We start from the raw sequence: 22,012 nt of genomic DNA, 5'->3' as shown, positions 1-22,012 counted from the left end.
GTGAACCGGCCCGGATGCCGCGGGTCAGGCCACGCGGGGGTCGCGCGTCGCGGCGAGCTCGCGGCCGAAGGTGCGGGCGTCGGCCTCGGCGTTCTCCTTGAGCTCGCGTGCGGTATCGGCGAAGGCGTCGAGCGCCGGGTTCACGCCCACGAGGGTGAACGGACGCTGCACGACGCGCAGGTCGAGGCCCCAGACGTCTTCGAGCACGCGGCGCAGCCAGCCGGTCGAGTGGTCCCAGCCTTCCTTGGGCGAGCCGGGCGCGTAGTTGCCGCCGAGCACGGTGACGAGCGTCGCGGGCTTGCCGTTCAGCGCGGTGCCGGTCGGGTCGATGCGCGGGTCGGTGTAGGCCAGGTCGAACCAGGTCTTGAAGTGCTGCGAGACGCCGTAGTTGTACAGCGGCACGGCGAACAGCAGGGCATCGGCGCCGATCAGCTCATCGGCGAACGAGGTCGCGAGCGCGCGGGCGTCGTTCTGCGCGGGAGTGCGCTGGGCCTCGTCGACGAAACCGCCGGTGACGGCATCCGCCCAGGCGGTCGCGGGTACGGGGTCGCTCGCCAGGTCGCGGCGGGTGACGGTCGAGTCGGGGTGGGACGCGGTCCACTCGGCCTCGACGAGGTCGGCGAGCGCGCGGCTGGCGGACGACGCGGGAAGGATGCTGGCATCCAGGCGGAACAGGGACATGGGCCTACCTCTCGTTTTCGTAGTCGCTAGGTTTTTATTAGCAACACCGGTTAACGTAGCACGGGTAAGATGTGTGCATGGCCGAGGTCGAGGAAGAACGTCAGGTGTGTGACGCCGCCGTCACACTGGCCTTCAGCGTGCTCGGCAAACGGTGGAACGGGATGATCGTGTCGACGCTCGGCGGTGGCCCTTCGACCTTCGTCGCGCTGCGCCGCGCGGTCGCCGGTATCAGCGACACCGTGCTGTCCGACCGCCTGGCCGAACTCGCCGATGCCGGCCTGGTCGCGCGCACGGTCGATGCCGGCCCGCCGATCACGGTGTCGTACGCTCTCACCACCAGCGGCGAGGGGCTCCTGCCGATCCTCGACGACCTCGGCCGCTGGGCCTCCGCCAACCTCGCCGCACGCGCGCACTGACGCAGACGTCTCACCGCGCACGCACACCCCGCACGCGCGCCCCGCACGCGCGCCCGCACCAGTCTTGGCGAGAGGTCAAGACACGCTGTGTCGTGGATCGGAGATGCGGCATTCTGCGGCCCCTCACCAATCCCCGCACGGCACAACACAGCCGGCGCCGCGGCACAGCCGGGGCCGCAGCACGGCCGCCTCACCAGGGGCTGGGCTCGTAGTCCTTCAGGAAAACGCCGTGGATGTCTTCGCCGGCCTCGCCGCGCACGATCGGGTCGTACACGCGAGCCGCGCCGTCGACCAGGTCGAGCGGGGCGTGGAAGCCCTCCTCAGCGAGTCGCACCTTCGTGTAGTGGGGGCGCTCGTCGGTGATCCAGCCGGTGTCGACGGCGGTCATCAGGATGCCGTCCTTCTCGAGCATCTCGCCGGCGCTGGTGCGGGTGAGCATGTTGAGCGCGGCCTTCGCCATGTTCGTGTGCGGGTGCCCGGGGCCCTTGTAGCGGCGGGAGAACTGCCCCTCCATGGCCGACACGTTCACCACGTACTTGCGGTGCGAGTCGGATGCCGCCATCGACGCGCGCAGCCGGCTGATCAGCAGGAACGGTGCGGTCGTGTTGGCCAGTTGCACCTCGAGCATCTCCAGCGGATCGACCTGCTCGATCGACTGCACCCAGCTGTTGACCCGGTTCACATCGGGAACGAGTCCGCCGGCGTCGATGGCCGTGCCGTCGGCGTGCTTCTCGAGCGACGACGATCCGGGAGCCATCGCGAGGCGTGCGAGGTCTTCGGCTGTGAGCGCCTGGCCGCCCTGCTCGGCGACCGTGCCACCGAGGGCCGCGACCGAGAGCAGCGGATGCGCATCGACCGATGCCTGCAGCGCCTGGGGGTGCGGATCGGCGGTGTGCCCGAACGTCTCCATCTCGGGCAGCGGACCGTCGGGAAGCGGCTGCAGCTCGGCATCCGCCAGCAGCGAGTAGGCACCCGGCGAGCGGCGAACGGTCTGGGCGGCGTTGTTGATCAGGATGTCGAGCGGGCCCTGAGCCGCGACCGAGTCGGCGAGCCCGATCACCTGAGCGGGGTCGCGCAGGTCGATGCCGACGACGCGCAGACGGTGCAGCCAATCGGCCGAGTCGGGAAGGGCAGCGAAGCGGCGCACGGCATCGCGCGGGAACCGGGTCGTGATGGTCGTGTGTGCTCCGTCGCGCAGCAGCCGCAGCGCGATGTGCATGCCGATCTTGGCGCGGCCGCCCGTGAGCAGGGCACGCTTGCCGGTGAGGTCGGTGCGGGCGTTGCGCTTGCCGTGGCTGAAACGCGCGCAGTCCGGGCAGAGCTGGTGGTAGAAGGCATCCACCTGCGTGTACGGCTGCTTGCAGATGTAGCAGTTGCGGGGCTTGAGCAGCTCGCCCGCGATCGGGGCGTCGACGACACTGGTGGCGAGGTCGTTGCCGCGGGTCTCGTCGTCGATGCGGTCGGGCGCTCCCGTGGCCGTGCGGGCGACCACGGCCTTGTCGGCCTCGGCGATCGCGTCGCGGATCTCCTTGCGCCGCACGCGCTTGACGGCCTTGAACATCGCCGCGGTCGCGTGGCGCACGGCGACGAAGTCCGGATGCTCGTTGTCGATCTGGTGCAGCTCGGCCAGCACGCGAAGAGTCGTGGCGAGATCGTCGGGGTCGACGCCCGGTCCGAGGTCGGGTGCTGCGTCGGAGGGGGCGTCGGTCATTGTGCCGATTTTACGCGAGTGTCCTGGGGGTATGCCCCGCCCCTGTTCCCCGGCATCCGCCCCGCTGCCGAGTGCACGGCTTGTCGTCGAGTGCACGGCTTGTCGTCGAGTGCACGGGCTGTCGACGCGGGCAAGCCGTGCACTCGGCAAGAACCCGTGCACTCGGCGAGATGCGATGCGCACGGAGAGACGCGACGCGCGGAGACGCAGCGCGACGTGGAAGCATCCGCCCCGCCCCCTCGCCGCCGCCACCGCTGCTCTGTCCATGCCGAGTGCACGGCTTGGTGCCGAGCGCACGGCTTGTCGACGCAGGAAACCCATGCACTCGACACGAACCCGTGCACTCGACACCCTAGACGCGACCCGGACCGACGCGCGCGGCAGCGCGACGCGCGGCAGCGCGACGCGTCAGACGAGGGCGCGCTGGCGACGGAGCGCCGTCAGCACGGCGCCGTTGGCCCCGGCCCACTCGCCCAGCGTGGCCGGCACGATGGGCGGAACCCGGTGGAACGACGCCCGCTCGCCGACGTAGCGCTCAGCCAGCGTCACGAGCTGATGCGGCGCCTGCGCGAGGCCGCCACCGATCACGATGCAGCCGGGGTCCACGAGCGCACACAGGGTGAGGATCGCCTCCGCCAGCGCCGACGACGCCCGTTCGACGATCGCGGTGGCCACGGCATCCCCCTCGCTGCTCGCCGCCAGCAGCCCTTCCGGACCGCCCTTTCCGCCGACCGCGGCCCACGCCCGCCGCAGCGCGGGTGCGCCGATGATGGTCTCCAGGCAGCCGCGGCGCCCGCACGAGCACATGCTGCCGTCTGGCTCGATCGTGATGTGTCCGAGTTCGCCGGCCGAACCGTGCGCCCCGGGGACGACCTGGCCGTGCGCCACGTGTGCGCCCGCGATCCCGGTGCCCAGCGCGAGCACGAAGACGTCGTCCACACCGGCACCCGCGCCCCAGGAGGCCTCGGCGACCGCGGCCGCGTGGCCGTCGTTGATGACGTCGACCGGGATGCCGAGTTCGGCGCTCAGCTCTGCTCCGAGCGCACGACCGTCGAGCGCGGGGATGTTGGTCGAGCGCACGACGACCCCCGCCGCCTCATCGACGAGTCCGGGGATCGACAGCACCACGCGTTCGAGGTCGGCATCGCCGCGGAGCACACCGGCGATCGCCGCCAGCCCGTCCACGGGCGAGTCCTTGGGAGTCGCGTGCCGGCCGCGTGCGAGCGGCGTCGGCGGCGCATCCAGCGACACGCGCGCGGGCGCGAGCAGGTGCTTGACGCTCGATCCGCCGACGTCGAGCCCGAGCACGACAGGGCCCGCACCGCGCAAGAGGGTCGATCGGGTCGGATCTCCCCCGGTCACGGGGCCATCACCCGGGCGGCCGCACGGGCCTCCCGCCGCAGCGCCTGCTTGTCGGGATCGGGAACCGGCACCGAGGCCAGCAGCCGTCGGCTGTACGGATGCTGCGGCGCCAGGAGCACGTCGTCGGCGGAGCCCGTCTCGACGATCTCGCCCTTGAGCATCACGGCCACCCGGTCGGAGATCTCGTGAACCACGGCGAGGTCGTGGCTGATGAAGAGGCACGCGAAGTGCATCTTCTCCTGCAGGGTGCGCAGCACCTCGAGCACCGCGGCCTGCACCGAGACGTCGAGCGCCGAGGTCGGCTCGTCGGCGATGATCAGCTCCGGCTCCAGGGCGATGGCGCGGGCCAGGCCGATGCGCTGACGCTGCCCTCCGGAGAGCTCGTGCGGGTAGCGCGAGGCGTAGTTCGTGGGCAGCTCGACGGCATCCAGCAGTTCCGCGACACGGGTGCGACGGGTGCTCGCCGAGGTCGGGAAGCGCCGGCGCTGCACGAGCAGCGGCTCGGCGATGGCCTCGCCGACGGTCATGCGCGGGTCGAGGCTGGAACCCGGGTCCTGGAAGATCGCCCCGACGCGGCCGCGCAGCGCACGCTCCCGACGCCCGGAGACGCCACCGCGTCCGACCTTCTCGCCGAACAGGGTGATCCCGCCACTCGACAGGGGCAGGAGTCCCAAAGCCGCGCGTCCGAGGGTGGACTTGCCCGATCCGGACTCGCCGACGAGGCCGAGGATCTCTCCCGGCGCGATGCGCAGGCTCACGCCGTCGAGTGCGAGGAACGGACGGCCGCCGCGGCGATACGTGACGCTCGCGGCATCCAACTCGAGCACCGCGGCAGGAACCTCGGTCTCGGGTTCCCGTTCGATCACGCTCGCGATGTCGGGAAGCGACGGCACGGCACTGAGCAGCTTCTTCGTGTAGTCCTCGCGCGGCGCGGTGAGCACCGTGCGGGTGTCGCCCACCTCGACCATGGTGCCGCGGAACATCACCGCGACCCGGTCGGCGATGTCGGCGACCACGCCCATGTTGTGCGTCACGAGAAGGAACGCGGTCCCCGACTCGGCTGCGAGGCCGCGGATCAGGTCGAGGATCTCGGCCTGCACGGTCACGTCGAGCGCGGTCGTCGGCTCGTCGGCGATGATCAGCTGCGGCTCGCAGGCGAGGGCGATCGCGATGACCACGCGCTGACGCTGGCCACCCGACAGCTCGTGCGGGTAGCTCTTCGCCCGACGGGCGGACTCGGGGATGCCCACGCGACGGAGCATCTCGACCGCGCGCTCCCAGGCCTCGGCCTTGGTGATCTTGCGGTGGTTGAGGATCGCCTCGGTGATCTGGTCGCCGATCCGCATGCTCGGGTTGAGCGCGGTCATCGGCTCCTGGAACACCATCGAGATCTCGGCGCCGCGCACGGCGTTCATCTCGGCTTCGGCGAGCGGCAGGAGTTCGCGCCCGGCGAGCCGGATGGACCCGGTGACCGTGGCCGAGCGCGGCAGCAGCTTGAGGATGGCCATCGCCGTCACGGACTTGCCCGAACCGGACTCGCCGACCAGCGCCAGCACCTCACCGGGGCGGACTTCGAGATCGATGCCCTTCACGGCCTCGACCGATCCGTCCTCGGTGCGGAACGTGACCGAGAGGTCGGAGATCGACAGCAGTGCGTCGCTCATGCGGCACGCCCCTTCACGTCGAAGAAGTCGCGCAGGCCGTCGCCGATGCTGTTGAAAGCGCAGACGGTCAGCACGATGCAGAATCCGGCGGGGAAGATCAGCCACCAGGCGCCCGCGTACGTGTAGGTGATGCCGCTGGTGAGCATGGCGCCCCAGTCGGTCGCCGGCTTCTGCAGCCCCATTCCGAGGAACGAGATGTAGGCGACGAGCAGGATGGCGTCGGCGACCTGGAACGTGGCGTTCACGACGATCGTGCCGACGGTGTTCGGGACGATGTGCTTGAGCACGGCCCGCGAGTGCGTCCCGCCCATGGCCCGCAGCGCCAGCACGTATTCGCGCGACTTCAGCGAGATCGACTCGGCGCGCACGAGACGGGCAGGGACCAGCCAGGAGACCAGGCCGATCACGCAGATCATCAGCGGGACGCTCGGGCGCAGGATCGCCGAGAGGATCAGCAGCAGGAACGTCGCGGGGATCGCGATGCCGGCGTCGACGACGCGCATCATCACGGTGTCGACGGCACCGCCGACGTAGCCCGCGATCGCGCCCCAGAGGGTGCCGATGACGGTGGCGAGGATGCCGGCAGCGAGGCCGATCAGGATCGAGATCTGACCGCCGACCATGAGGCGCCCGAGCACGTCGTAGCCGACGTCGTCGGTGCCGAGCGGGTGTCCGGGGCTGCCCGGCGGCAGCATGGTGGCGCGCAGGTCGGTGTGGATCTGATCCGTCGGGTGGATCAGCGGACCCAGGAAGCAGAAGAGCAGGAACAGCACGATGGTCACGATGCCGAAGACCGCGAGCTTGTTCTGCAGGAAGCGGCGCGTGCCCCGCTGACGCGGGGTCAGCGTGCGCATCACGATGGTCGTGGTGCTCACGAGAGCTCCTCTCGGGTGCGCGGATCGAGCAGCGCCTGGATGATGTCGGCGAGGAGCGATCCGATGACCGTCGCGAGCGCGATCACCAGGATGCAGCCGATCAGCACGGGGTAGTCGGAGGTCTGAGCCGAGGTCCAGAACAGCAGCCCCATGCCGGGGTAGTTGAAGAGCGACTCGACGACGATCATGCCGCCGAACATGACCGGCAGGTAGTAGCCGAGCATGGCGATCACGGGGGTCAGGGAGTTGCGCACCACGTGGCGGGTGATCACCACGGGCACCGAGGTGCCCTTGGCCCTGGCGGTGCGGACGTAGTCCTCGGAGAGGTTGTCGATCGTGGCGGAGCGCATGTACCGCGAGAACGTCGCGATGATGCCGAGTGCCGCGGTGAGCACGGGCAGCACGAGGCCGGCCGGGTTCGACAGCACATCGCCGACGGTCTCGCCCTGCGGCGCCTGGGCGGGCACGAGCCGCAACCACTGGGCGAAGACGATCACGAGGATCAGGCCGAGGAAGAACGACGGCGTCGAGTAGACGATGAAGTTCCAGGTGGTCAGCGCGTAGTCCGCAGCCTTGCCGCGGCGCACCGCCTGGAAGATGCCCATCGGGATGGCGATGATCAGCGCGAAGAGCATCGAGATGAGGGCCAGGATCAGCGTCTTCGGGAGGCGCTGACCGATGGCATCCGCCACGGGGCGGTTGAGTTTGAAGGAGTCGCCCAGGTCGCCCTGGACGAGCTGCAGCAGGAAGTTGAAGTACTGCTGCCACAGGGGCAGATCGAAGCCGTTCTCCTTGTTGAAGGCGTCGATCTGCTCCTGCGAGGCCTGCATGCCGAGGATGCCGGCGGCCGGCCCCTGCGGCATCGCGAGGTGGAGCAGCGCGAACACGATCAGCGTCACGATGAGGATGACGATCCCGCCCTGGCCGACCCGTCGCAACAGGTACCACCAGAACCGCGGGCCGCCGGCCCTCTCCTTCTTCTGCTGCGCGTTCTGCGCTGCTTCCACCACGCTCATGTCACCTGCTCGTTACTTGGTCCAGGACCAACGCTGCGGAAGGAACGACGCGCCCGGATCCTGGTGGGCGATGTCGAGTCCGTCACGGACGACGGAGACCTGGTAGACCGGGTTCGGCATCCACATGACCGGGAGGTCGGTGGCGAGGTACTCGGAGTACTTCTTCGCGATCTCGGGGTCGGTCGAGAACGCCATCGCCTGGACGAGCTCCTCGGCCTCGGGGTTGTCGTACTGTCCGGCGTTCCACTTGGTGTCCTTCGCGAAGACGCGCTCTCCGGTGGCGTACGGCGGGAAGTACCAGCTGCCCGCGGTGCCGAAGAAGACGAGCTCCCACGTGCACGAGCTGCCGGTCTTGCACTCCTGCGCCTGCGTGAGGACGGTGTCGAGCGGCTTGGAGTCGATCGTCATCTTGACGCCGATCTTGCCGAGCGACGACTGGATCTCCGCCATCATGTTGTCGGTCTCCTGCGAGCCGTTCTGCGTGGTGACGACGATCTCCGCCTTGTCACCCGCAGCGATTCCTTCGCCGCACTGGCCCTCGGCCGCACCGGCTTCGGCGCACTCGAGCGTGCCGTCGGATCCCTTGACCCAGCCGTTGTCGGTGAACAGCTTCTCGGCCTTCTTCAGGTCGAACGGGTACGGGTTGTCCTTCTGCACGTCGGACAGTCCGCTGGAGTCCGCGGTCTGCGGGATGGGACCGTAGTCGGGCGTCGCGGCACCGTGCCAGACGACCTCGGAGATGGTCTCCTGGTCGATGGCGTGCTGCAGTGCCTGGCGCACGTAGAGCTGCTTGTAGAAGGAGCCCTTCTCCGGGTTGGCGAAGTTGTACGGCATGTACGTGATCGACCAGCCGGCCCACGGCTCGATGCTGTAGCCGAGGTCGGTGAACTGCTTCTCGTTCGTGAGCTGCGAGCTGGTGACATAGCCGTAGTCGACGTCACCCGAGCGCACCACGTTCATCTCGGCGTCGGCAGAGGTGAACGGCAGGAACTCGACGTTCTCGATGCTCGGCTTGTCCTCGCCGGTGTACTCCTTGTTGGCGGTGAGTTCCACCAGGCCCGAGTCCGACCAGCTCTTGACCGTGTAGGGACCGGCGACGGTCTTCCACAGGTCGTTGGTGGCGTAGGTCTTCATGTCCTCGGCCTCGGAGAAGAGGTAGTCGAGCACCGCGGTCGCACCGGCCTGGTCACGGTCGTGGTCGCCGATCTCGCCGTCGGCGCTGGTCTTGTCCCAGACGTGCTGCGGCATCGGGTACATGAGGCTGAGCTGGTTGCCGAGGAGGAACTCCTCGTTGTAGACCTTGTCCATCGTCAGCGAGAACGTCTTGTCGTCGATGGTCGTGAACTCGGTGATGTTGTCCGGCATCAGGCCGGCGGAGTAGCCACCGGTCTTCTCGCCGTTGAAGCGGACCAGGTTGTACCAGAACTCCACGTCGCGCGAGGTGACGGGCTCGCCGTCCGACCAGTCGAGGTCGTTCAGCGTGATGGTGATGGTCTTGCGATCCTCGGAGAACTCGTAGGACTTGGCGGCGGAGGCCAGTTCGTCCCAGCCCATCTCGCCGTCGACGCCGTTGTACTCGAACAGGCGCGGCCACATCGTCGCCTTGATGGCGCTGTTGTGGGTGGCCATCTTGTCGGGCGACGAGATCGGCAGGATCCAGTTGGGTCCGGTGCCGACCTGCAGCGCGAAGCTGACGGTGTCCTTCTCGCCCGAGCCGGTGTCGCCGTTGGCGCCGGCCTGACAGGCGGTGAGGGCGAGCGTCGCGACGGCGAGCGCACCCAGGGGGGCGAGCAGCCGGCGGCGCAGCGACTGAGATCGCATGTAAACCTCCTTGTTCAACGCCTCGTCACCCAAGGCGTTCGTCCGATTTATGACGTACTTTGAATCATGCCCGAACTAAGTTCAGGGCAAAAGTCGGTCTTGTTACGTTTAAGTAACTAACTTTCTTCGATTGCAGAGAAAAGCCGCAGAGTCGCGTCAGCCGACCATCTCGGCGGCGAGATCCGGCGCCTGATCGAACGCGTCGAACGGATGCATCGGCCGCTGGATGCGGTGGTGGCCGAGGCGCTCGAGGTCCTGATCCACGCCGCCCGGGGTGAGGGCCAGCGTCCAGCCGCGCATGATCGCGTAGAACTCCGGCTCGAGGTAGCCGATCTTCGTGACGACGATCTGCGCCGCGACGGGGTCGAGTCCGATCGAGGTGAAGTCGGAGACGTCGTGGTACGCCTTGCGGAACTCCGTGACGATCACGTGCAGGGCGCCGACGCGGATCACCGCGATGCCGCCGGCATCCACATCGCCCTCGTGCAGGCTGTGCAGCACGCCCTCGACGAGGACCGGTCCGTGCGGGCCGCTGTCGACGCGTGCGCCGACCTCGACCGAGACCCGCTCCCCCACGGCGTGACCGCGGAGGATGTCGAGGGCACCCTTGTCGAACACCGAGGCGCACAGCGTGACCGGGGCGTCGTCGGACGTGAGCTCGGGCTTCTGCAGCAGCTGCGCGAGCGTCCAGGTGACGTCGCCCGTGCCGCCGGCGCCGGGGTTGTCGCCCGAGTCGCTGATGAAGTACGGGGTGTCGGTGGCGGCGAGGCCGGCCGCGACCCCCTCGTCGAGCGTGCCGGGAGGACCCACGAACTCGAAGTCGTCCCGCACATCCCAGAACGCGCGTCCGAGCTCTTCCGCGGCGAGCGCGGTCGCCTCGTCGTCGGTGCCGGTCACGACCACGGTCGCGTGGCAGCGCGGCTCATCGGCCCAGGCGTAGCCGATCCAGATCGCGGCATCGGTGATGCCGGGCCGCGCCTCGATCTCGGGGATGCGCGCGTACAGGCTCTTGGCCGGCTCGACGCGGGTGCTGGTCTTCTCCCCCGGGAGAAGGATGGGCACGCGCACCCAGGCGCGGCGCGGGGTGACGCCGCTCTCGAGCGCCTCGACGAGGTTGCGGATCGCGCGGTCGCGGGTCTCCCAAGTGTCTTCGTGCGGAGCCAGGCGGTAGCACGTGATGATGTCGACGTTCTCGATCAGGGTGCGCGAGACGTTGCCGTGCAGGTCCATCGACGCCGACACCACGACATCGGCTCCGATCACCTCGCGGATGGCGGTGATCAGGTCGCCCTCGGCGTCGTCCAGGCCCACGACGCTCATGGCCCCGTGGATGTCGAAGAACAGGCCGTCGAGCTTCTCGCCGTCGGCCACGAGTGCGCGCAAGCCGTCGCAGATGCGCGCCTTGATGCTGTCGTACACCTCGCGCAGCACCGCGCCGCCGGGGATCGAGCGGGCGTAGTAGACCGGCAGCCACTCGGCGCGGTCGCGCAGCTCGCCGTCGCGCAGGGAGTCGTAACGGGTGATGAGTTCGTCGCCCTCCACGCGCAGGAAGTCGCGTTCACCGGCGCGGTGCGGCGAGAAGGTGCTGGACTCGATGGCCATGCCGGCGATGGCGATGCGCGGGAGCGGAGACGTCTCGGTCATACTCCGAGTCTAGATCGGATCTCGAAGCAAAACCGCCATCTTGTTCCGCATGATCGCGAACTTGGGCCGATAATCGAAGCTATTACGCAGCTGTGGTGCGCAGTTCCTCGTCGATCCGGGCCGGGTCCAGCATCCGCTCCAGCAGCTCCCAGGCCACACCGCGGGCACCGGCGAGCGCGCCGGCCCGGCTCACACCGATCTCGAGGGCATCCGTCGACATCGGCAGGCAGAGGGTGAACAGCGCCTGCCGCACGCCCGCGACGAACGCGTCGGCCGTGGCCAGGCGCCCGCCGAGCGCGAGCGCCTGCGGGTTGAAGAAGTTGATGATCGTGGCGAGCACCTCTCCCGTGCGGGCTCCGGCCTCGCGCAGTGCGGAGGTGGCCTTGGGGTGCGCATCCTGAGCGAGCGCCAGCACGTCGTCGAGGGTCTCGACCGCCACACCCGAGTCGCGCAGCGCGTCGACGATCGCCGCCCCGCTGGCGACCACGTCGAGGCAGCCGACGCGGCCGCACGAGCAGATGATGGGCGGGGCGTTGTGCAGGGCGACGTGGCTGATGTCGCCGGCGACCCCTCGATACCCGCGGTAGACGGCACCGTCCAGGATGATGCCGCAGCCGATGCCGCTGCCCGCCTTCACGAAGACCAGCTGCTCCTGCTCGCCGCCGCGCTCGATGAACTCGCCGACGGCCATGGCGTTCGCGTCGTTGTCGATGAGGAACGGGAGTCCGGTGACCGAGCCGAGCACCTCGCCCACGTCGACGCCGTTCCAGCCGGGCATGCGCATGGGCGCCAGCAGGCGCGAGGTGCGCGAGTCGACCGGGCCGGGCAGACTCATCGCGATGCCCTCGACCGTGAGGCCGCCGTTGTCCTTCGCCAGCTTCTGTGCGCACTCCCACACCTGGCTCACGACGCTCTCGACCCCGTCGAGGAGCGACACCTGCGCGACGGTCGAGGCCACGACCTCGGCGCGACGATCGAAGAGCGCGACCGTGGCGTGCTTCTCGCCGAGCTCCACGCCCGCGACCACACTGCCACCGGCCTTGACCGTGAGCACACGGGGGCGGCGGCCGCCGCGAGACTCGCCCTCGCCGTTCTCCTCGATGTAGTCGTGGGCGATCAGCTCTTCGACGCGGAGGGCGACGGTCGAGGGGGAGAGCCCGGTCAGGCGAGCGAGATCGGCGCGGGACTGCGCCGCCCCGGTGCGCACCAGCCGGAAGATCTCACCCTCGGAATGTACGGTCTGGGTAGCCGGTGCCACGGTGTCCTCGAATCATCTTGTTTCGGTAGTCAAACAAAGATAGCCCTAGGACTGGAGGAGTGTCACCCCCTGCGCGTCACTCGTCGTCACCGTCCGACTCCTCATCCAGCCATCGGAGGACAGCGGTCCGGTCGTCCGCGAGGGAGCCGGGTGCCTCCCCGTTCACGGACATCGCGTCGAGGATCGGGCGGTAGGCGCCGGTGCCCAGTCGCACCAGCACTCCATCCGAGCGGCCGCGCTCGATCCCGAACCGGACGCGGTGCGTCCCGCGCTCGAGCAGCAGTTGCCACACGTCCATCTGGACCGGACCGGAGAGCTCGCACACCGACCACCCGCTCTCGAGCAGGCGGCGCGCCAACCAGGCCGCGGCTTCGTCTCGCGGAGCCAGTCGGTCCAGGAACCCGGCGAGGTCAGGGGTGCTCACCTGGTCAGGGTACGGGAGTCGGCATGTGACGCGCGGGGCGCCGCGACGGCGCGGCTGACGCTAGGCGATGCCGCCGCCGTCGACGACCATCGCGGAGCCGGTGACGTACGAGGAATCGTCGCTCGCGAGCCACACCACCGCCTGCGCGACCTCGCTCGGCTCACCCATGCGACGGAGTGGGCGGTCGGCGGCCTCGGCGAGGAACGCGTTCGTGTCCTGCGCCAGCTGGCGGGCCTCGTCGCGGAGCATGCCGGTGTTCACATCACCGGGGTTCACGGAGTTCACGCGGATGCCGGCCGGGCCGTGGTCGATCGCGAGCGCGCGGGTCATGTTCACGACCGCGCCCTTGGAGGCGCAGTACGAGATGGCCTGGCCGCCGCCCTTGAGACCCCAGCCGGAGCCCGTGTTGATGATCGAGCCGCCGCCCGCCGCCTCCATGATCGGCACGATGTGCTTGCACATGAGGAAGATCGACCGCACGTTCACGCCGAACACGCGATCCCACTCCTCGACGGTCGTCTCGACCGCGGTGGTGCGGCGGATGATGCCGGCGTTGTTGAAGACGACGTTCACGCCACCCAGCTCGGCGACCGAGGTCGCGACGACCCGCTCGATGTCGGACTCGCTCGCGACATCGGCCGCGATGGCGATCGCGGTGCCCCCCGCCGCACGGATCTCCTCCGCGACGGCTTCGGCGGCCTCGACGTTCAGGTCGACGACGGCCACGGCCGCGCCCTCGGCAGCGAGCGCGATCGACGTGGCACGACCGATGCCGCCGGCGCCGCCGGTGACGATGGCCTTCTTGTTCTCGAGACGCATGGGGTGTCCTTTCGGGTTCGTTCAGACGAGGGAGGGGTCGGGAATGAGCTCGGGGGCGGTCACGGGGTAGAGGCTGCTGGTGCCGACGCCGGTGACGATGCGCACGTGTCCGGCGAGTCTCGCATCCAATTCGGGGTCGCCGGTGTCGACGAGGAGCGGTCGTCCGTGCAGGTCGATGAGCTTCTGCTCGGGGGCGACCACGAGGAGGGGGTCATCGCCGAGGGCACGCACGACGGCCGCGGAGAGCTGCTGATTGCCGCGGCCGAGGAGGAATCCCTGGCCGCCGATCACGGTGATCACGGCCTGCGCCGGACCGCGTGCGACCTCGGCGAGGAGCTCGTGCTCACTCGCACCGCGGACGATCACGGCGCCGTCGAGCACGACATCCACTCCGAGCGGGGACCCTTCGACGCCGAGCCTCCGGGCGATCTCGGCCGTCGTGCCGCCGGGGCCCAGGAGGTAACGCACACCAGGACGCATGCGGGCGACGGCACCGCGGGCAGCAGCGTCGACCGCGGCCGCTTCGGTCGCCGGTGTCGGGGCCTTGCGGGCCTGGGTGCGACCGGCGCGATACGGCACCCGGAGCATGCCGTAGAGGGTGGGCTCCACGCGGGCACGGCGCATCGCGACCTCGTCGATGTCGAGCACCTCGCGCTCGTCGGTGGGAAGACCGCCGCGGTCGACCCAGTCGGCGGCGATCGCCCCCGCCGCGCGAGGGCTGACCGCGAACACGGGCGAGTACATCTTCACGCCCGCCGGAACCCCGAGCACTGCGGGCAGCTGGGCGCCGGGCTCGTGCGCTCGCGCGGGGTCGGTCGCACCGAGCCCCGCGACCGCGTCTCGCAGCGTCCCGTCGCCACCGACCACGAGGATCAGGTCGACCCCCGCCGCGACAAGTGCCGCCACCGCCCGCGAGGTATCCCCCGCATCCGTCCTCGCGTCCGCCTCCGCCTCTCTGTCTGCCTCTGCCTGCGCCTCTGCCTCCGCCTGCGCCTCTCCGCCGAGTGCACGGGATCCTGCCGAACGCACGTGTTCTTCACGCGTGGAGGCCGTGCACTCGGCACCAAGCCGTGCACTCGGCGAAGTCCGGACGACGGGAGGAGCGGCGGGAAGAGCGGCGGGAGGAGAGCACAACACACGGGGGACCAGGCCGGCGGCGCGGACGGCATCGGCGCCCATGCGCCCGGCGACGGTCGCGACCACGAGCCCCGGATGCCGCTCCGCGAGCGTCGTCAGGGCGATGACCGCCCGCTCCTGCACGCGCGAACGGGCGCCGCGCGCGAGGGCGAGGCGCTGCACGTCCGCGCCGTCGGAGCCGGCGAGGCCCGCGGGCCCGCCGACACCGGCGACAGGGTTGACGACGAGTCCGATCACGACGCGACGGACTCCGCGATGCCGTCGACGGACTCCGCGGGGAAGTACTTCCGCTGATACGCGCGCCACGTGATCGCCCACCGGTCGGGGTCGTCCAGATCGTCATGGTGCGTGTGGTGCACGGTCTGGTTGTGCGGGGCGGTGCGCACGACCTCGGGGGTCTCCCGCGCCTCGCGCGCCACTTCGGCCAGGGTCGCGGCGTACTCGTCGAGCTCGGCCATCGAGTACGACTCGGTCGGCTCGAGCGTGAACGGCTGCGGCACCACGTAGGGGTGGTGGCTGGTCCAGTAGTGCATCCCGAAGTCGGACATGCGCACGCCGATCTCCTCCGAGGAGATGCCGGTCTCCTGGTGCAGCTCCTCCCACGAGTAGCGCACCTGCTCGATACGGCGGCGTCCGGTCGCGTACGGCGCCGATGCGCCGGGGATCGCGAGCACACGGGCCATCAGGTAGTTGTTGTTCAGCACCGCGGTCTCGGCGGCGGCGAGCAGCCCCTCGGCCCCGAGCGCCATGATCCACGAGTAGGCCTTGACGAGCGCGGGGATGACTCCGAAGAACGGGCCGACCGCACCGATCGAGAGTTCTCCACCCTCGGCCACCCCGAAGGTCCCGTCGTCCGCCCGCACCACGCGCGGACCCGGCAGGAACGGGGCCAGCGCCGCGCTCACGGCATTCGCGCCCGAGCCCGGACCGCCGCTGCCGTGCGGGGTGCCGAAAGTCTTGTGCAGGTTGAAGTGGCACACGTCGAAGCCGGCGTCGCGGGCACGGGTGACACCGAGGATGCCGTTCGCATTGGCCTGGTCGTACGAGGCGAGGGCTCCGACGGAGTGCGCGGCATCCACCCACTCCCGGATCGCCGGGTTGTAGATGCCGGTGTCCTCGGGGTTGGTGACCATGATGGCCGCGGTCCGGGGCGACAGTGCTGCCTTCAGCGCGTCGAGGGACGGATAGCCCTCCGCGTCGGGGTAGACGGTGATGACCTCGTAGCCCGCGGCCTTCGCGGCGGCCGCGTTCGAGGGGTGGCTGAAGATCGTGGTGATGACCTCGCGGCGCTGCTCGCCCTCGCCGTTGGCCTCGTGGAAGGCGCGGATCATGGCGATGTTCGCCCAGATCGCGGCCGATCCGCCCTGGGTGTGCAGCGAGACCTCATCCATGCCGGAGATCTCGGCGAGCATCCGCTCCAGCTGCCAGACGATCTCGAGCACGCCCTGCGCGTCGGCCGGGTCCTGATGCGGGTGCATGGCGGTGAGCTGCGGAGTGTTCGCGAGCTGGTCGTTGATCTTCGGCGCGTACTTCATGGTGCAGGTGCCCTGCCCGATGTCGACGTTGAAGTCGGCGCCGAGGTTCTCCTGCGAGAGACGCAGGTAGTGCTTGAGCACGCGCATCTGCCCCATCTCGGGAAGCTGCGGCTTAGCGGCACGACGCAGGGAGGCGGGCAGCGCGGCGACCACATCCCCCACCGCCTCGCGCACGCCGGGCTCGACCTGCGGGACAAGCACGCCGCGTTCGCCGGGCGTGGTCAGCTCGAAGATGATCGGCTCGTCCCAGCGAGCCTGCTGGAAGCGGCGCAGGGCGGGCTTCGGGGCGACGGGGAGGCTCATCGGTTCTGCTCCTTCGCAGCGAGATCGGATGCCGTGACCTCGGCGAGCGCGCCCGCCAGGGTGTCGATGTCGGCCTGCGAGGTGAGTTCGGTGACGCAGACGAGCAGGCGGTTCTGCCCCAAGATCACCCCGGGCTCGATGCCCCGGGCGCGGAGCGCGGTGACGACCGCGTCGGCCGTGACCTCGGCGAAGGTCACCGTGAACTCGCGCAGGTGCACGGCGTCGTCGTCGAGCGAGACGCCGGGCACTGCGGCGAGCGAGTGCTGTGCGTACCGGGTGCGGGCGAGCAGCACCTCGCCGAGCTCGGCCATGCCGGCCGGTCCCATCAGCGAGAGGTAGACCCCGGCGGCGATTCCCCAGAGGGCGGCGGCCGTGCCGACCCACTCCTTCCCCTCCTCACGGTGCGCGAACGAGGTGCGGTCGTAGGCCACGTCGCCGAAGCCGTACTCACCGGGCACGTCGGTGGTGGCGAGGCCGAACAGTCGCGACGGCATCTCCATCACGAAGGTCGGGTCGTCGTGCACGGCGATGAACCCGCCGTGGGCGCCGCCGAACCACTGGTGCAGTCCGAGCGACTGGATGTCGCCCGTGACGATGTCGGCCCCCGAGACCGAGGGCGGGGTGAGGATGCCGTAGCCGATCGGGTCGGTGCCGACGACGACCACGGCGCCCGCCGCGTGCGCGGCATCCGCGATCTCCTGCAGCGCCGCTTCGACCGCGCCGGTGGCGCTGGGCGTCTCGACCCAGACTGCGGCCACGTCGTCGCCCAGAGCCGCGCGCACGGCGGCCACGTCGGCCGTGCCGTTCACCGGTGCCACGTGATCGAGCGTCAGATGAGCCCGCACGTAGTCGTGCACCTTCGCGAGCTTCGCCGGGAGCACATCGCTGACGACCAGCACCCGACCGCGGCCGGTGAGGCGCCCCGACATCGTGAGGCCGGTCGCCGTCGCCTGGAAACCGTCGTACGTCGGCACGTTCACGACGTCCATCTCGAGCAGCTCGGCCATCAGCGACTGGTACTGGAACAGGGCCTGGAAGCGGCCGTGGTCCTCGTAGGGCTCGCCGGCATAGGCCGTCAGGAACTCGCTGCGACCGATGACCTCGTCGACGACCGCCGGCACGTAGTGGTTGTAGGTGCCCGCGCCGAGAAAGCTCAGCCGCTCCTGGGTCGAGCGGTTCTTGGCGAGCAGCCCCCGCACGTGGCGGGCGAGGTCCTGCTCGGCCACGAACGGCGAGGGCAGATCGAGCGGTCGGCCCAGCCGCAGCGAGTCGGGGATGTCGGCGTAGAACTCGTCGACCGAGGCGGCGCCGACGGCCGCGAGCATCGCCGCTCGCGACTCCGGGGCGGTATTGGGGATGTACGGATGCACGAACGAGGTGGTCATGCGTCCTCCTTCACGGGGATGAGGGTGGCGAAAGGGATGGACTCGGCGCGGGGTGCGGCGAGCACGGCGACGCCGTAGCGGTCGAGCTCCAGGCGGTCCGCATGGCGGATGCCGGTGAGCAGGTCGACCGCCGGGGACGGGATCTCGAACGCGACGGGGATACGTCCGTGGTTCAGGTAGAACGTGTAGTCGGTGGTGTCGTCGGCGCGGGTGACGACCTCGACGTCGACGTCGGTGTGCTCGCGGGCAGGGACTCCGGCGGAACGCAGCACGTCGCGGAACACCGGGAGCAGGCCCGCGGGCTCGAACATCGCGCTGACGTACCAGGCCGATCCCTCACCCGAGGCGCGACGGGTCACGGCCGGCAGCCCGTCGAGCTCGCCGCTCGCATAGGTGCCGCGCACCTCGACGTCGGCATCCGCTTCGATCCACTCGCTCCACGACGGCACGGTCAAGGTTTCACCGGCGTAGTCGATGCTCTCGGTCAGGCCGTCGGCGATCGGCCACTGCTCGTCGACCTCGATACCGAGCAGGTCGCGCAGCGGCCCGGGGGCTCCGCCGTCGTGCACTTTCTCGGTGGCATCCACCACTCCCGAGAACGGTCCGACCACGAGGTGTCCGCCGCGCTCGACGAACGCCTGCAACGCTTCGGCCTGGGGCTGCTCCACGATGTAGAGGTTCGGCACCACGACCACGTCGTATGCGTCGAACGGGCCCGTGGCGCGAACAGCATCCACCGGCTGGCCGAGCGTGTAGAGCGCCCGGTGCCACGCGCGGGCCTGCTGCGCCCACTGCAACCGTTGCGAAGGCAGCGACTCGACGGCGCTGATGCCCCACCACGAGTCCCAGTCCACGACCAGTGCCACGCGTGAGCGCACTCGGGTGCCGCGCACCGGCTCGAGCTTCTTCAACTCGTTGCCCAGCGCCTTGGTCTCGCGGAAGCTGCGCGAGCGCTCGCCGCGGTGGCCGAGCATCGAGGAGTGGAACTTCTCCTGGCCGTACTTGGCCTGGCGCCACTGGAAGAACATCACCGCATCCGAGCCGTGCGCTACGGCTTGCAGGCTCTCGATGCGGATCTTGCCCGGCGCCTTGGGCACGTTCACGTCGCGCCAGCTGGTCGCGCTCGCCGACGACTCCAGCAGCAGCCAGGGCTGGCCGCCCTTGAGCGAGCGCATGAGTCCGTAGTTGAGAGCGGCACCGACGTGCGAGGTCGGGTCGGCGGGCTCGGGGTAGGCGTCGTCGGTCACCACGTCTTCGACCGCGGCGAAGTCCCAGTAGTCGAGGTCGCGGAACATGCTCATGAAGTTCGTCGTCACCGCGATGTCGGGGGTGACCTCGCGCAGCACATCGATCTCGATCTGGAACAGCTCCAGCAGCGCGTCGGACGAGAAGCGCTCGAAGTCGAGCAGCTTGGTGGGGTTGATCGGGCCCGGTGCCTTCTTCGGCGTCTCGATGTGATCCCACGAGGTGTAGCGCTGACCCCACACGTTCACGCCCCACGCCTCGTTCAGGCCGTCGAGGTCGCCGTAGCGGTCCTGCAGCCAGCGGCGGAAGTGCCGAGCTGACTCGGGGCACCAGCAGCGCGAGGTGTGATCGCCGTACTCGTTCGAGATGTGCCACATGGCGAGGCCGGGGTGATCTCCGTAGCGCTCGGCCATGGCGCGAGTCATGCGGGCGACGTTCGCGCGCCAGACCGGCGACGAGGGGCAGTACGTCTGGCGGGAACCGAACTCGAGCCGATGCCCGTCGGAGTCCCAGGGCGCCATCTCGGGGTGGGCGCGCAGCAGCCACGACGGCGGGGTCGCGGTGGCCGTGGCAAGGTCGATCGCGATGCCGGCCTCCCACAGCAGGTCGATGATGCGGTCGAGCCAGGCCCAGTCGTAGACGCCGGGCTCGGGCTCCAGCTGCGGCCAGCTGAAGATCGGCAGGCTCACCATGTTCACGCCGGCTTCGCGCATCAGACGGATGTCTTCGTGCCAGGTCTCCTCCGACCACTGGTCGGGGTTGTAGTCGCCTCCGAAGGCGAGGGCATCGAGGCGGACGCGGCGGATGGGCTGGCTGCCATCGGGTGCGGGCACGAAGTCTCCTCTCTGAGTCGTCACGTGCTGATCGGGCATTTCACTGGTGCGAACCCACGATCACCTGTATTCTGTATACAACACACTAAGACGTCGTCCGAAGCCCGTCAACCCATAGGCTGACGGGCAGGCGGCAGAAGAGGGGACGCATGGCGATCGAACGCAAGAACCTGCGCTCGCAGGTCCGTCAGGAGTTGCTGACCCGTATGCGAGCCGGACTCGTGCAGCCCGGCGAGGGCATCAACGAGGTGCAGCTCGCCACCGAGCTCGGCGTCAGTCGCACTCCCCTTCGCGAGGCTCTCATCGCGCTCGAGTCCGAGGGGCAGATCGAGAGCGAGAACGGCAAGGGTTTCCGGTTCGTCCCGCTCAGCGCCTCCGAGTTCCGCGACCTCGCGCCCGTCATGGCCGCCCTCGAGAGCCTGGCCCTCGAACTGAGCCCGCTCGAGGAGCTGCGCCGCATCGGCGAACAGCTCCAGGAGATGGCCGACGCCTTCGCCGACGAGCTCGTCGAGCACCAGCTCGTCATCACCAAGGACGACGAGTGGCACAGCGTGATGCTGTCGGCCTGCCCGAACACCCGACTCCTCGCCGTGATCGACAGCGTGCGCAGCTCGTTCCACCGCTACGAGTCGCTGCTCGTCCCCGAAGACGTGAAGGTCGAACGCGTCGCCGCCGAGCACGCCGAGATCGCACGACACCTCGCCGATGGCGACATCCCCGGTGCCGTCGAAGCTCTCAAGCTCAACTGGATGCACGGCATGGAGCGCATCCTCGACAACGCCACGAGCAGCTACTTCACCGCGTAGTCGCTCCCGCTGGCGCTCCCGCTCCCTGCGGGTTCCGGTCGCACTTTGTGTCGCCCTGAAGCCCGTCGAGCGGCAGGAACTGCGACCGGAACGGAGGGAGGGGGTCCGGTTCAGGATCGATCGCGGACCGAATCTGTCCGCATCGACCGAGAGAGTGAGTCTCACACGAAGAAGGGACTCCTCATGACAATCCTGGTCACAGGCGCCACAGGCACGGTCGGACGCCACATCGTCACTCAGCTGGTCGAGCGCGGCGAGAGCGTGCGCGCTCTCACCCGCGATCCGCAGCGCGCGAACCTCCCCGAAGGCGTCGACGTCGTCCGCGGCGACCTCACCGACGTGGACGCGTTCCGTCGGGCCATCGACGGCTGCGACGCCGTGCACTTCATCACGTTCAACGGCGAGTTCGGCGAGACGCTGACCAACGGCGTGGAGCTCGTCGCGGCGGCGAAGACGGCGGGCGTGCAGCGGGTGAGCGTGCTCGGCGGATGGGACGAGAGCACCCTCGAGCCTGCGCTGCGAGAGAGCGATCTCGCCTGGGCGCTGCTGGCGCCGGTGGAGTTCATGTCGAACGCGCGGGAGTGGGCTCCGGAGGTCGTCTCCGACCGGCGGGTGCGCACGCTGGCGGATTGGCCGAGCGCGATGGTGCACGAAGCGGACATCGCAGCCGTCGCCGTCGAAGTGCTGCTCGGTGCACCCGCCGAGGGGCAGACGTATTACCTGACCGGGCCCGAGGCGCTGACTCCGGCCGAGCGCACGGCGTGCATCGCCGAGGCCATCGGCGAGGAGGTCACCTGGATCCGGCTCACCGAAGACCAGGAACGGGAGCGACTGCGCGCCTTCGAATACGACGAGGGGTACGTCGAATTCGGCGTCGAACTCGCGAAGAACCCTCCGGAGATCGGTCAGGTGGTGCAGGACACGGTGCCGCGCCTCACCGGTCGCCCCGGTCGCACCTTCGCCCAGTGGGCACGCGAGAACGCCGACCTGTTCCGCGCCTGACCTCACCCGCCTTTCCGGTCGCACTTTCTGCCGCCCTGAGGGCAGCAAAGCGGCAGAAAGTGCGACCGGAGGATG

Annotated in this window: 18 protein-coding genes; 3 read left to right on the top strand and 15 right to left on the bottom strand. The window is 69.5% G+C overall.

Translation table 11 applies throughout. The features are described from left to right. Positions 1-24: 24 nt before the first annotated feature. Complete coding sequence (locus tag ACWGO6_RS15765; protein WP_136041417.1) at positions 25-681, bottom strand: FMN-dependent NADH-azoreductase; 657 nt, start codon at positions 679-681, stop codon at positions 25-27. A gap of 77 nt (positions 682-758) precedes the next feature. Between ACWGO6_RS15765 and ACWGO6_RS15760 the strand changes: the two genes are divergently transcribed. Then, positions 759-1,097 (top strand): winged helix-turn-helix transcriptional regulator, encoded by a 339-nt coding sequence (locus ACWGO6_RS15760; protein ID WP_376102491.1) that lies wholly within the window; start codon positions 759-761, stop codon positions 1,095-1,097. Positions 1,098-1,287: 190 nt separating this feature from the next. On the opposite strand, the gene ACWGO6_RS15755 is transcribed toward ACWGO6_RS15760, so the two are convergent. From ACWGO6_RS15755 to ACWGO6_RS15690, 14 genes are all read right to left on the bottom strand, one after another. Then, positions 1,288-2,808 carry an SDR family NAD(P)-dependent oxidoreductase gene (locus tag ACWGO6_RS15755; protein WP_136041419.1) on the bottom strand — a complete coding sequence of 507 codons (1,521 nt, stop codon included), beginning with the start codon at positions 2,806-2,808 and terminating at the stop codon, positions 1,288-1,290. A gap of 408 nt (positions 2,809-3,216) precedes the next feature. Further along, entirely contained in the window at positions 3,217-4,170 is a 954-nt protein-coding gene (locus ACWGO6_RS15750; RefSeq protein WP_452327211.1) for an ROK family protein, read from the bottom strand. Then, complete coding sequence (locus ACWGO6_RS15745) at positions 4,167-5,834, bottom strand: ABC transporter ATP-binding protein (RefSeq protein WP_452327210.1); 1,668 nt, start codon at positions 5,832-5,834, stop codon at positions 4,167-4,169. Before ACWGO6_RS15745 ends, ACWGO6_RS15750 begins: the two co-directional genes overlap by 4 nt. Beyond that, on the bottom strand, positions 5,831-6,709 hold the full coding sequence (locus ACWGO6_RS15740) for an ABC transporter permease (RefSeq protein WP_452327209.1): 879 nt from the start codon (positions 6,707-6,709) through the stop codon (positions 5,831-5,833). Before ACWGO6_RS15740 ends, ACWGO6_RS15745 begins: the two co-directional genes overlap by 4 nt. Then, positions 6,706-7,725, bottom strand: a complete 1,020-nt coding sequence (locus tag ACWGO6_RS15735) for an ABC transporter permease (protein WP_136041373.1) — start codon at positions 7,723-7,725, stop codon at positions 6,706-6,708. The genes ACWGO6_RS15740 and ACWGO6_RS15735 overlap by 4 nt, the downstream gene beginning before the upstream one ends. A gap of 12 nt (positions 7,726-7,737) precedes the next feature. Continuing rightward, entirely contained in the window at positions 7,738-9,546 is a 1,809-nt protein-coding gene (locus tag ACWGO6_RS15730; protein ID WP_136041374.1) for a peptide ABC transporter substrate-binding protein, read from the bottom strand. Between the two features lie 156 nt (positions 9,547-9,702). After that, complete coding sequence (locus tag ACWGO6_RS15725; RefSeq protein WP_452327208.1) at positions 9,703-11,190, bottom strand: M81 family metallopeptidase; 1,488 nt, start codon at positions 11,188-11,190, stop codon at positions 9,703-9,705. Between the two features lie 82 nt (positions 11,191-11,272). Continuing rightward, positions 11,273-12,448, bottom strand: coding sequence for an ROK family transcriptional regulator (locus tag ACWGO6_RS15720; RefSeq protein ID WP_452327207.1), 1,176 nt, complete (start codon positions 12,446-12,448; stop codon positions 11,273-11,275). A 76-nt stretch (positions 12,449-12,524) separates the two neighbouring features. Continuing rightward, on the bottom strand, positions 12,525-12,872 hold the full coding sequence (locus ACWGO6_RS15715; RefSeq protein WP_452327206.1) for a hypothetical protein: 348 nt from the start codon (positions 12,870-12,872) through the stop codon (positions 12,525-12,527). 60 nt (positions 12,873-12,932) lie between these two features. Next, entirely contained in the window at positions 12,933-13,691 is a 759-nt protein-coding gene (locus ACWGO6_RS15710) for an SDR family NAD(P)-dependent oxidoreductase (RefSeq protein WP_136041378.1), read from the bottom strand. A 21-nt stretch (positions 13,692-13,712) separates the two neighbouring features. Further along, complete coding sequence (locus tag ACWGO6_RS15705) at positions 13,713-15,065, bottom strand: ATP-NAD kinase family protein (RefSeq protein WP_452327205.1); 1,353 nt, start codon at positions 15,063-15,065, stop codon at positions 13,713-13,715. Then, positions 15,062-16,666 carry an aminomethyl-transferring glycine dehydrogenase subunit GcvPB gene (gene gcvPB, locus ACWGO6_RS15700; protein ID WP_452327204.1) on the bottom strand — a complete coding sequence of 535 codons (1,605 nt, stop codon included), beginning with the start codon at positions 16,664-16,666 and terminating at the stop codon, positions 15,062-15,064. The genes ACWGO6_RS15705 and gcvPB overlap by 4 nt, the downstream gene beginning before the upstream one ends. Then, a complete protein-coding gene (gene gcvPA / locus ACWGO6_RS15695) occupies positions 16,663-18,051 on the bottom strand; it encodes an aminomethyl-transferring glycine dehydrogenase subunit GcvPA (RefSeq protein ID WP_452327203.1) in 1,389 nt (462 codons plus the stop codon). Before gcvPA ends, gcvPB begins: the two co-directional genes overlap by 4 nt. Then, positions 18,048-20,129, bottom strand: coding sequence for a beta-galactosidase (locus tag ACWGO6_RS15690; protein ID WP_452327202.1), 2,082 nt, complete (start codon positions 20,127-20,129; stop codon positions 18,048-18,050). Before ACWGO6_RS15690 ends, gcvPA begins: the two co-directional genes overlap by 4 nt. 149 nt (positions 20,130-20,278) lie before the next feature. Between ACWGO6_RS15690 and ACWGO6_RS15685 the strand changes: the two genes are divergently transcribed. Next, positions 20,279-20,935: a GntR family transcriptional regulator gene (locus ACWGO6_RS15685; RefSeq protein ID WP_376102458.1), complete on the top strand. Its 657-nt coding sequence runs from the start codon at positions 20,279-20,281 to the stop codon at positions 20,933-20,935. A 183-nt stretch (positions 20,936-21,118) separates the two neighbouring features. Further along, entirely contained in the window at positions 21,119-21,937 is an 819-nt protein-coding gene (locus ACWGO6_RS15680; RefSeq protein ID WP_452327201.1) for an SDR family oxidoreductase, read from the top strand. The last annotated feature ends 75 nt before the right edge of the window (positions 21,938-22,012 follow it).

The organism is Microbacterium sp. NPDC055665 (assembly GCF_053618035.1).
This window is presented reverse-complemented; position numbering and strand designations above follow the sequence as displayed.

Excerpts from the sequence above, each read along its gene's own strand:
- ACWGO6_RS15680 (WP_452327201.1), top strand. The coding sequence starts at position 21,119 with ATGACAATCCTGGTCACAGGCGCCACAGGCACGGTCGGACGCCACATC.
- gcvPB (WP_452327204.1), bottom strand. The coding sequence starts at position 16,666 with ATGAGCCTCCCCGTCGCCCCGAAGCCCGCCCTGCGCCGCTTCCAGCAG.
- ACWGO6_RS15710 (WP_136041378.1), bottom strand. The coding sequence starts at position 13,691 with ATGCGTCTCGAGAACAAGAAGGCCATCGTCACCGGCGGCGCCGGCGGC.
- ACWGO6_RS15735 (WP_136041373.1), bottom strand. The coding sequence starts at position 7,725 with ATGAGCGTGGTGGAAGCAGCGCAGAACGCGCAGCAGAAGAAGGAGAGG.
- ACWGO6_RS15755 (WP_136041419.1), bottom strand. The coding sequence starts at position 2,808 with ATGACCGACGCCCCCTCCGACGCAGCACCCGACCTCGGACCGGGCGTC.
- ACWGO6_RS15760 (WP_376102491.1), top strand. The coding sequence starts at position 759 with ATGGCCGAGGTCGAGGAAGAACGTCAGGTGTGTGACGCCGCCGTCACA.
- ACWGO6_RS15685 (WP_376102458.1), top strand. The coding sequence starts at position 20,279 with ATGGCGATCGAACGCAAGAACCTGCGCTCGCAGGTCCGTCAGGAGTTG.
- ACWGO6_RS15725 (WP_452327208.1), bottom strand. The coding sequence starts at position 11,190 with ATGACCGAGACGTCTCCGCTCCCGCGCATCGCCATCGCCGGCATGGCC.
- gcvPA (WP_452327203.1), bottom strand. The coding sequence starts at position 18,051 with ATGACCACCTCGTTCGTGCATCCGTACATCCCCAATACCGCCCCGGAG.
- ACWGO6_RS15730 (WP_136041374.1), bottom strand. The coding sequence starts at position 9,546 with ATGCGATCTCAGTCGCTGCGCCGCCGGCTGCTCGCCCCCCTGGGTGCG.
- ACWGO6_RS15765 (WP_136041417.1), bottom strand. The coding sequence starts at position 681 with ATGTCCCTGTTCCGCCTGGATGCCAGCATCCTTCCCGCGTCGTCCGCC.
- ACWGO6_RS15745 (WP_452327210.1), bottom strand. The coding sequence starts at position 5,834 with ATGAGCGACGCACTGCTGTCGATCTCCGACCTCTCGGTCACGTTCCGC.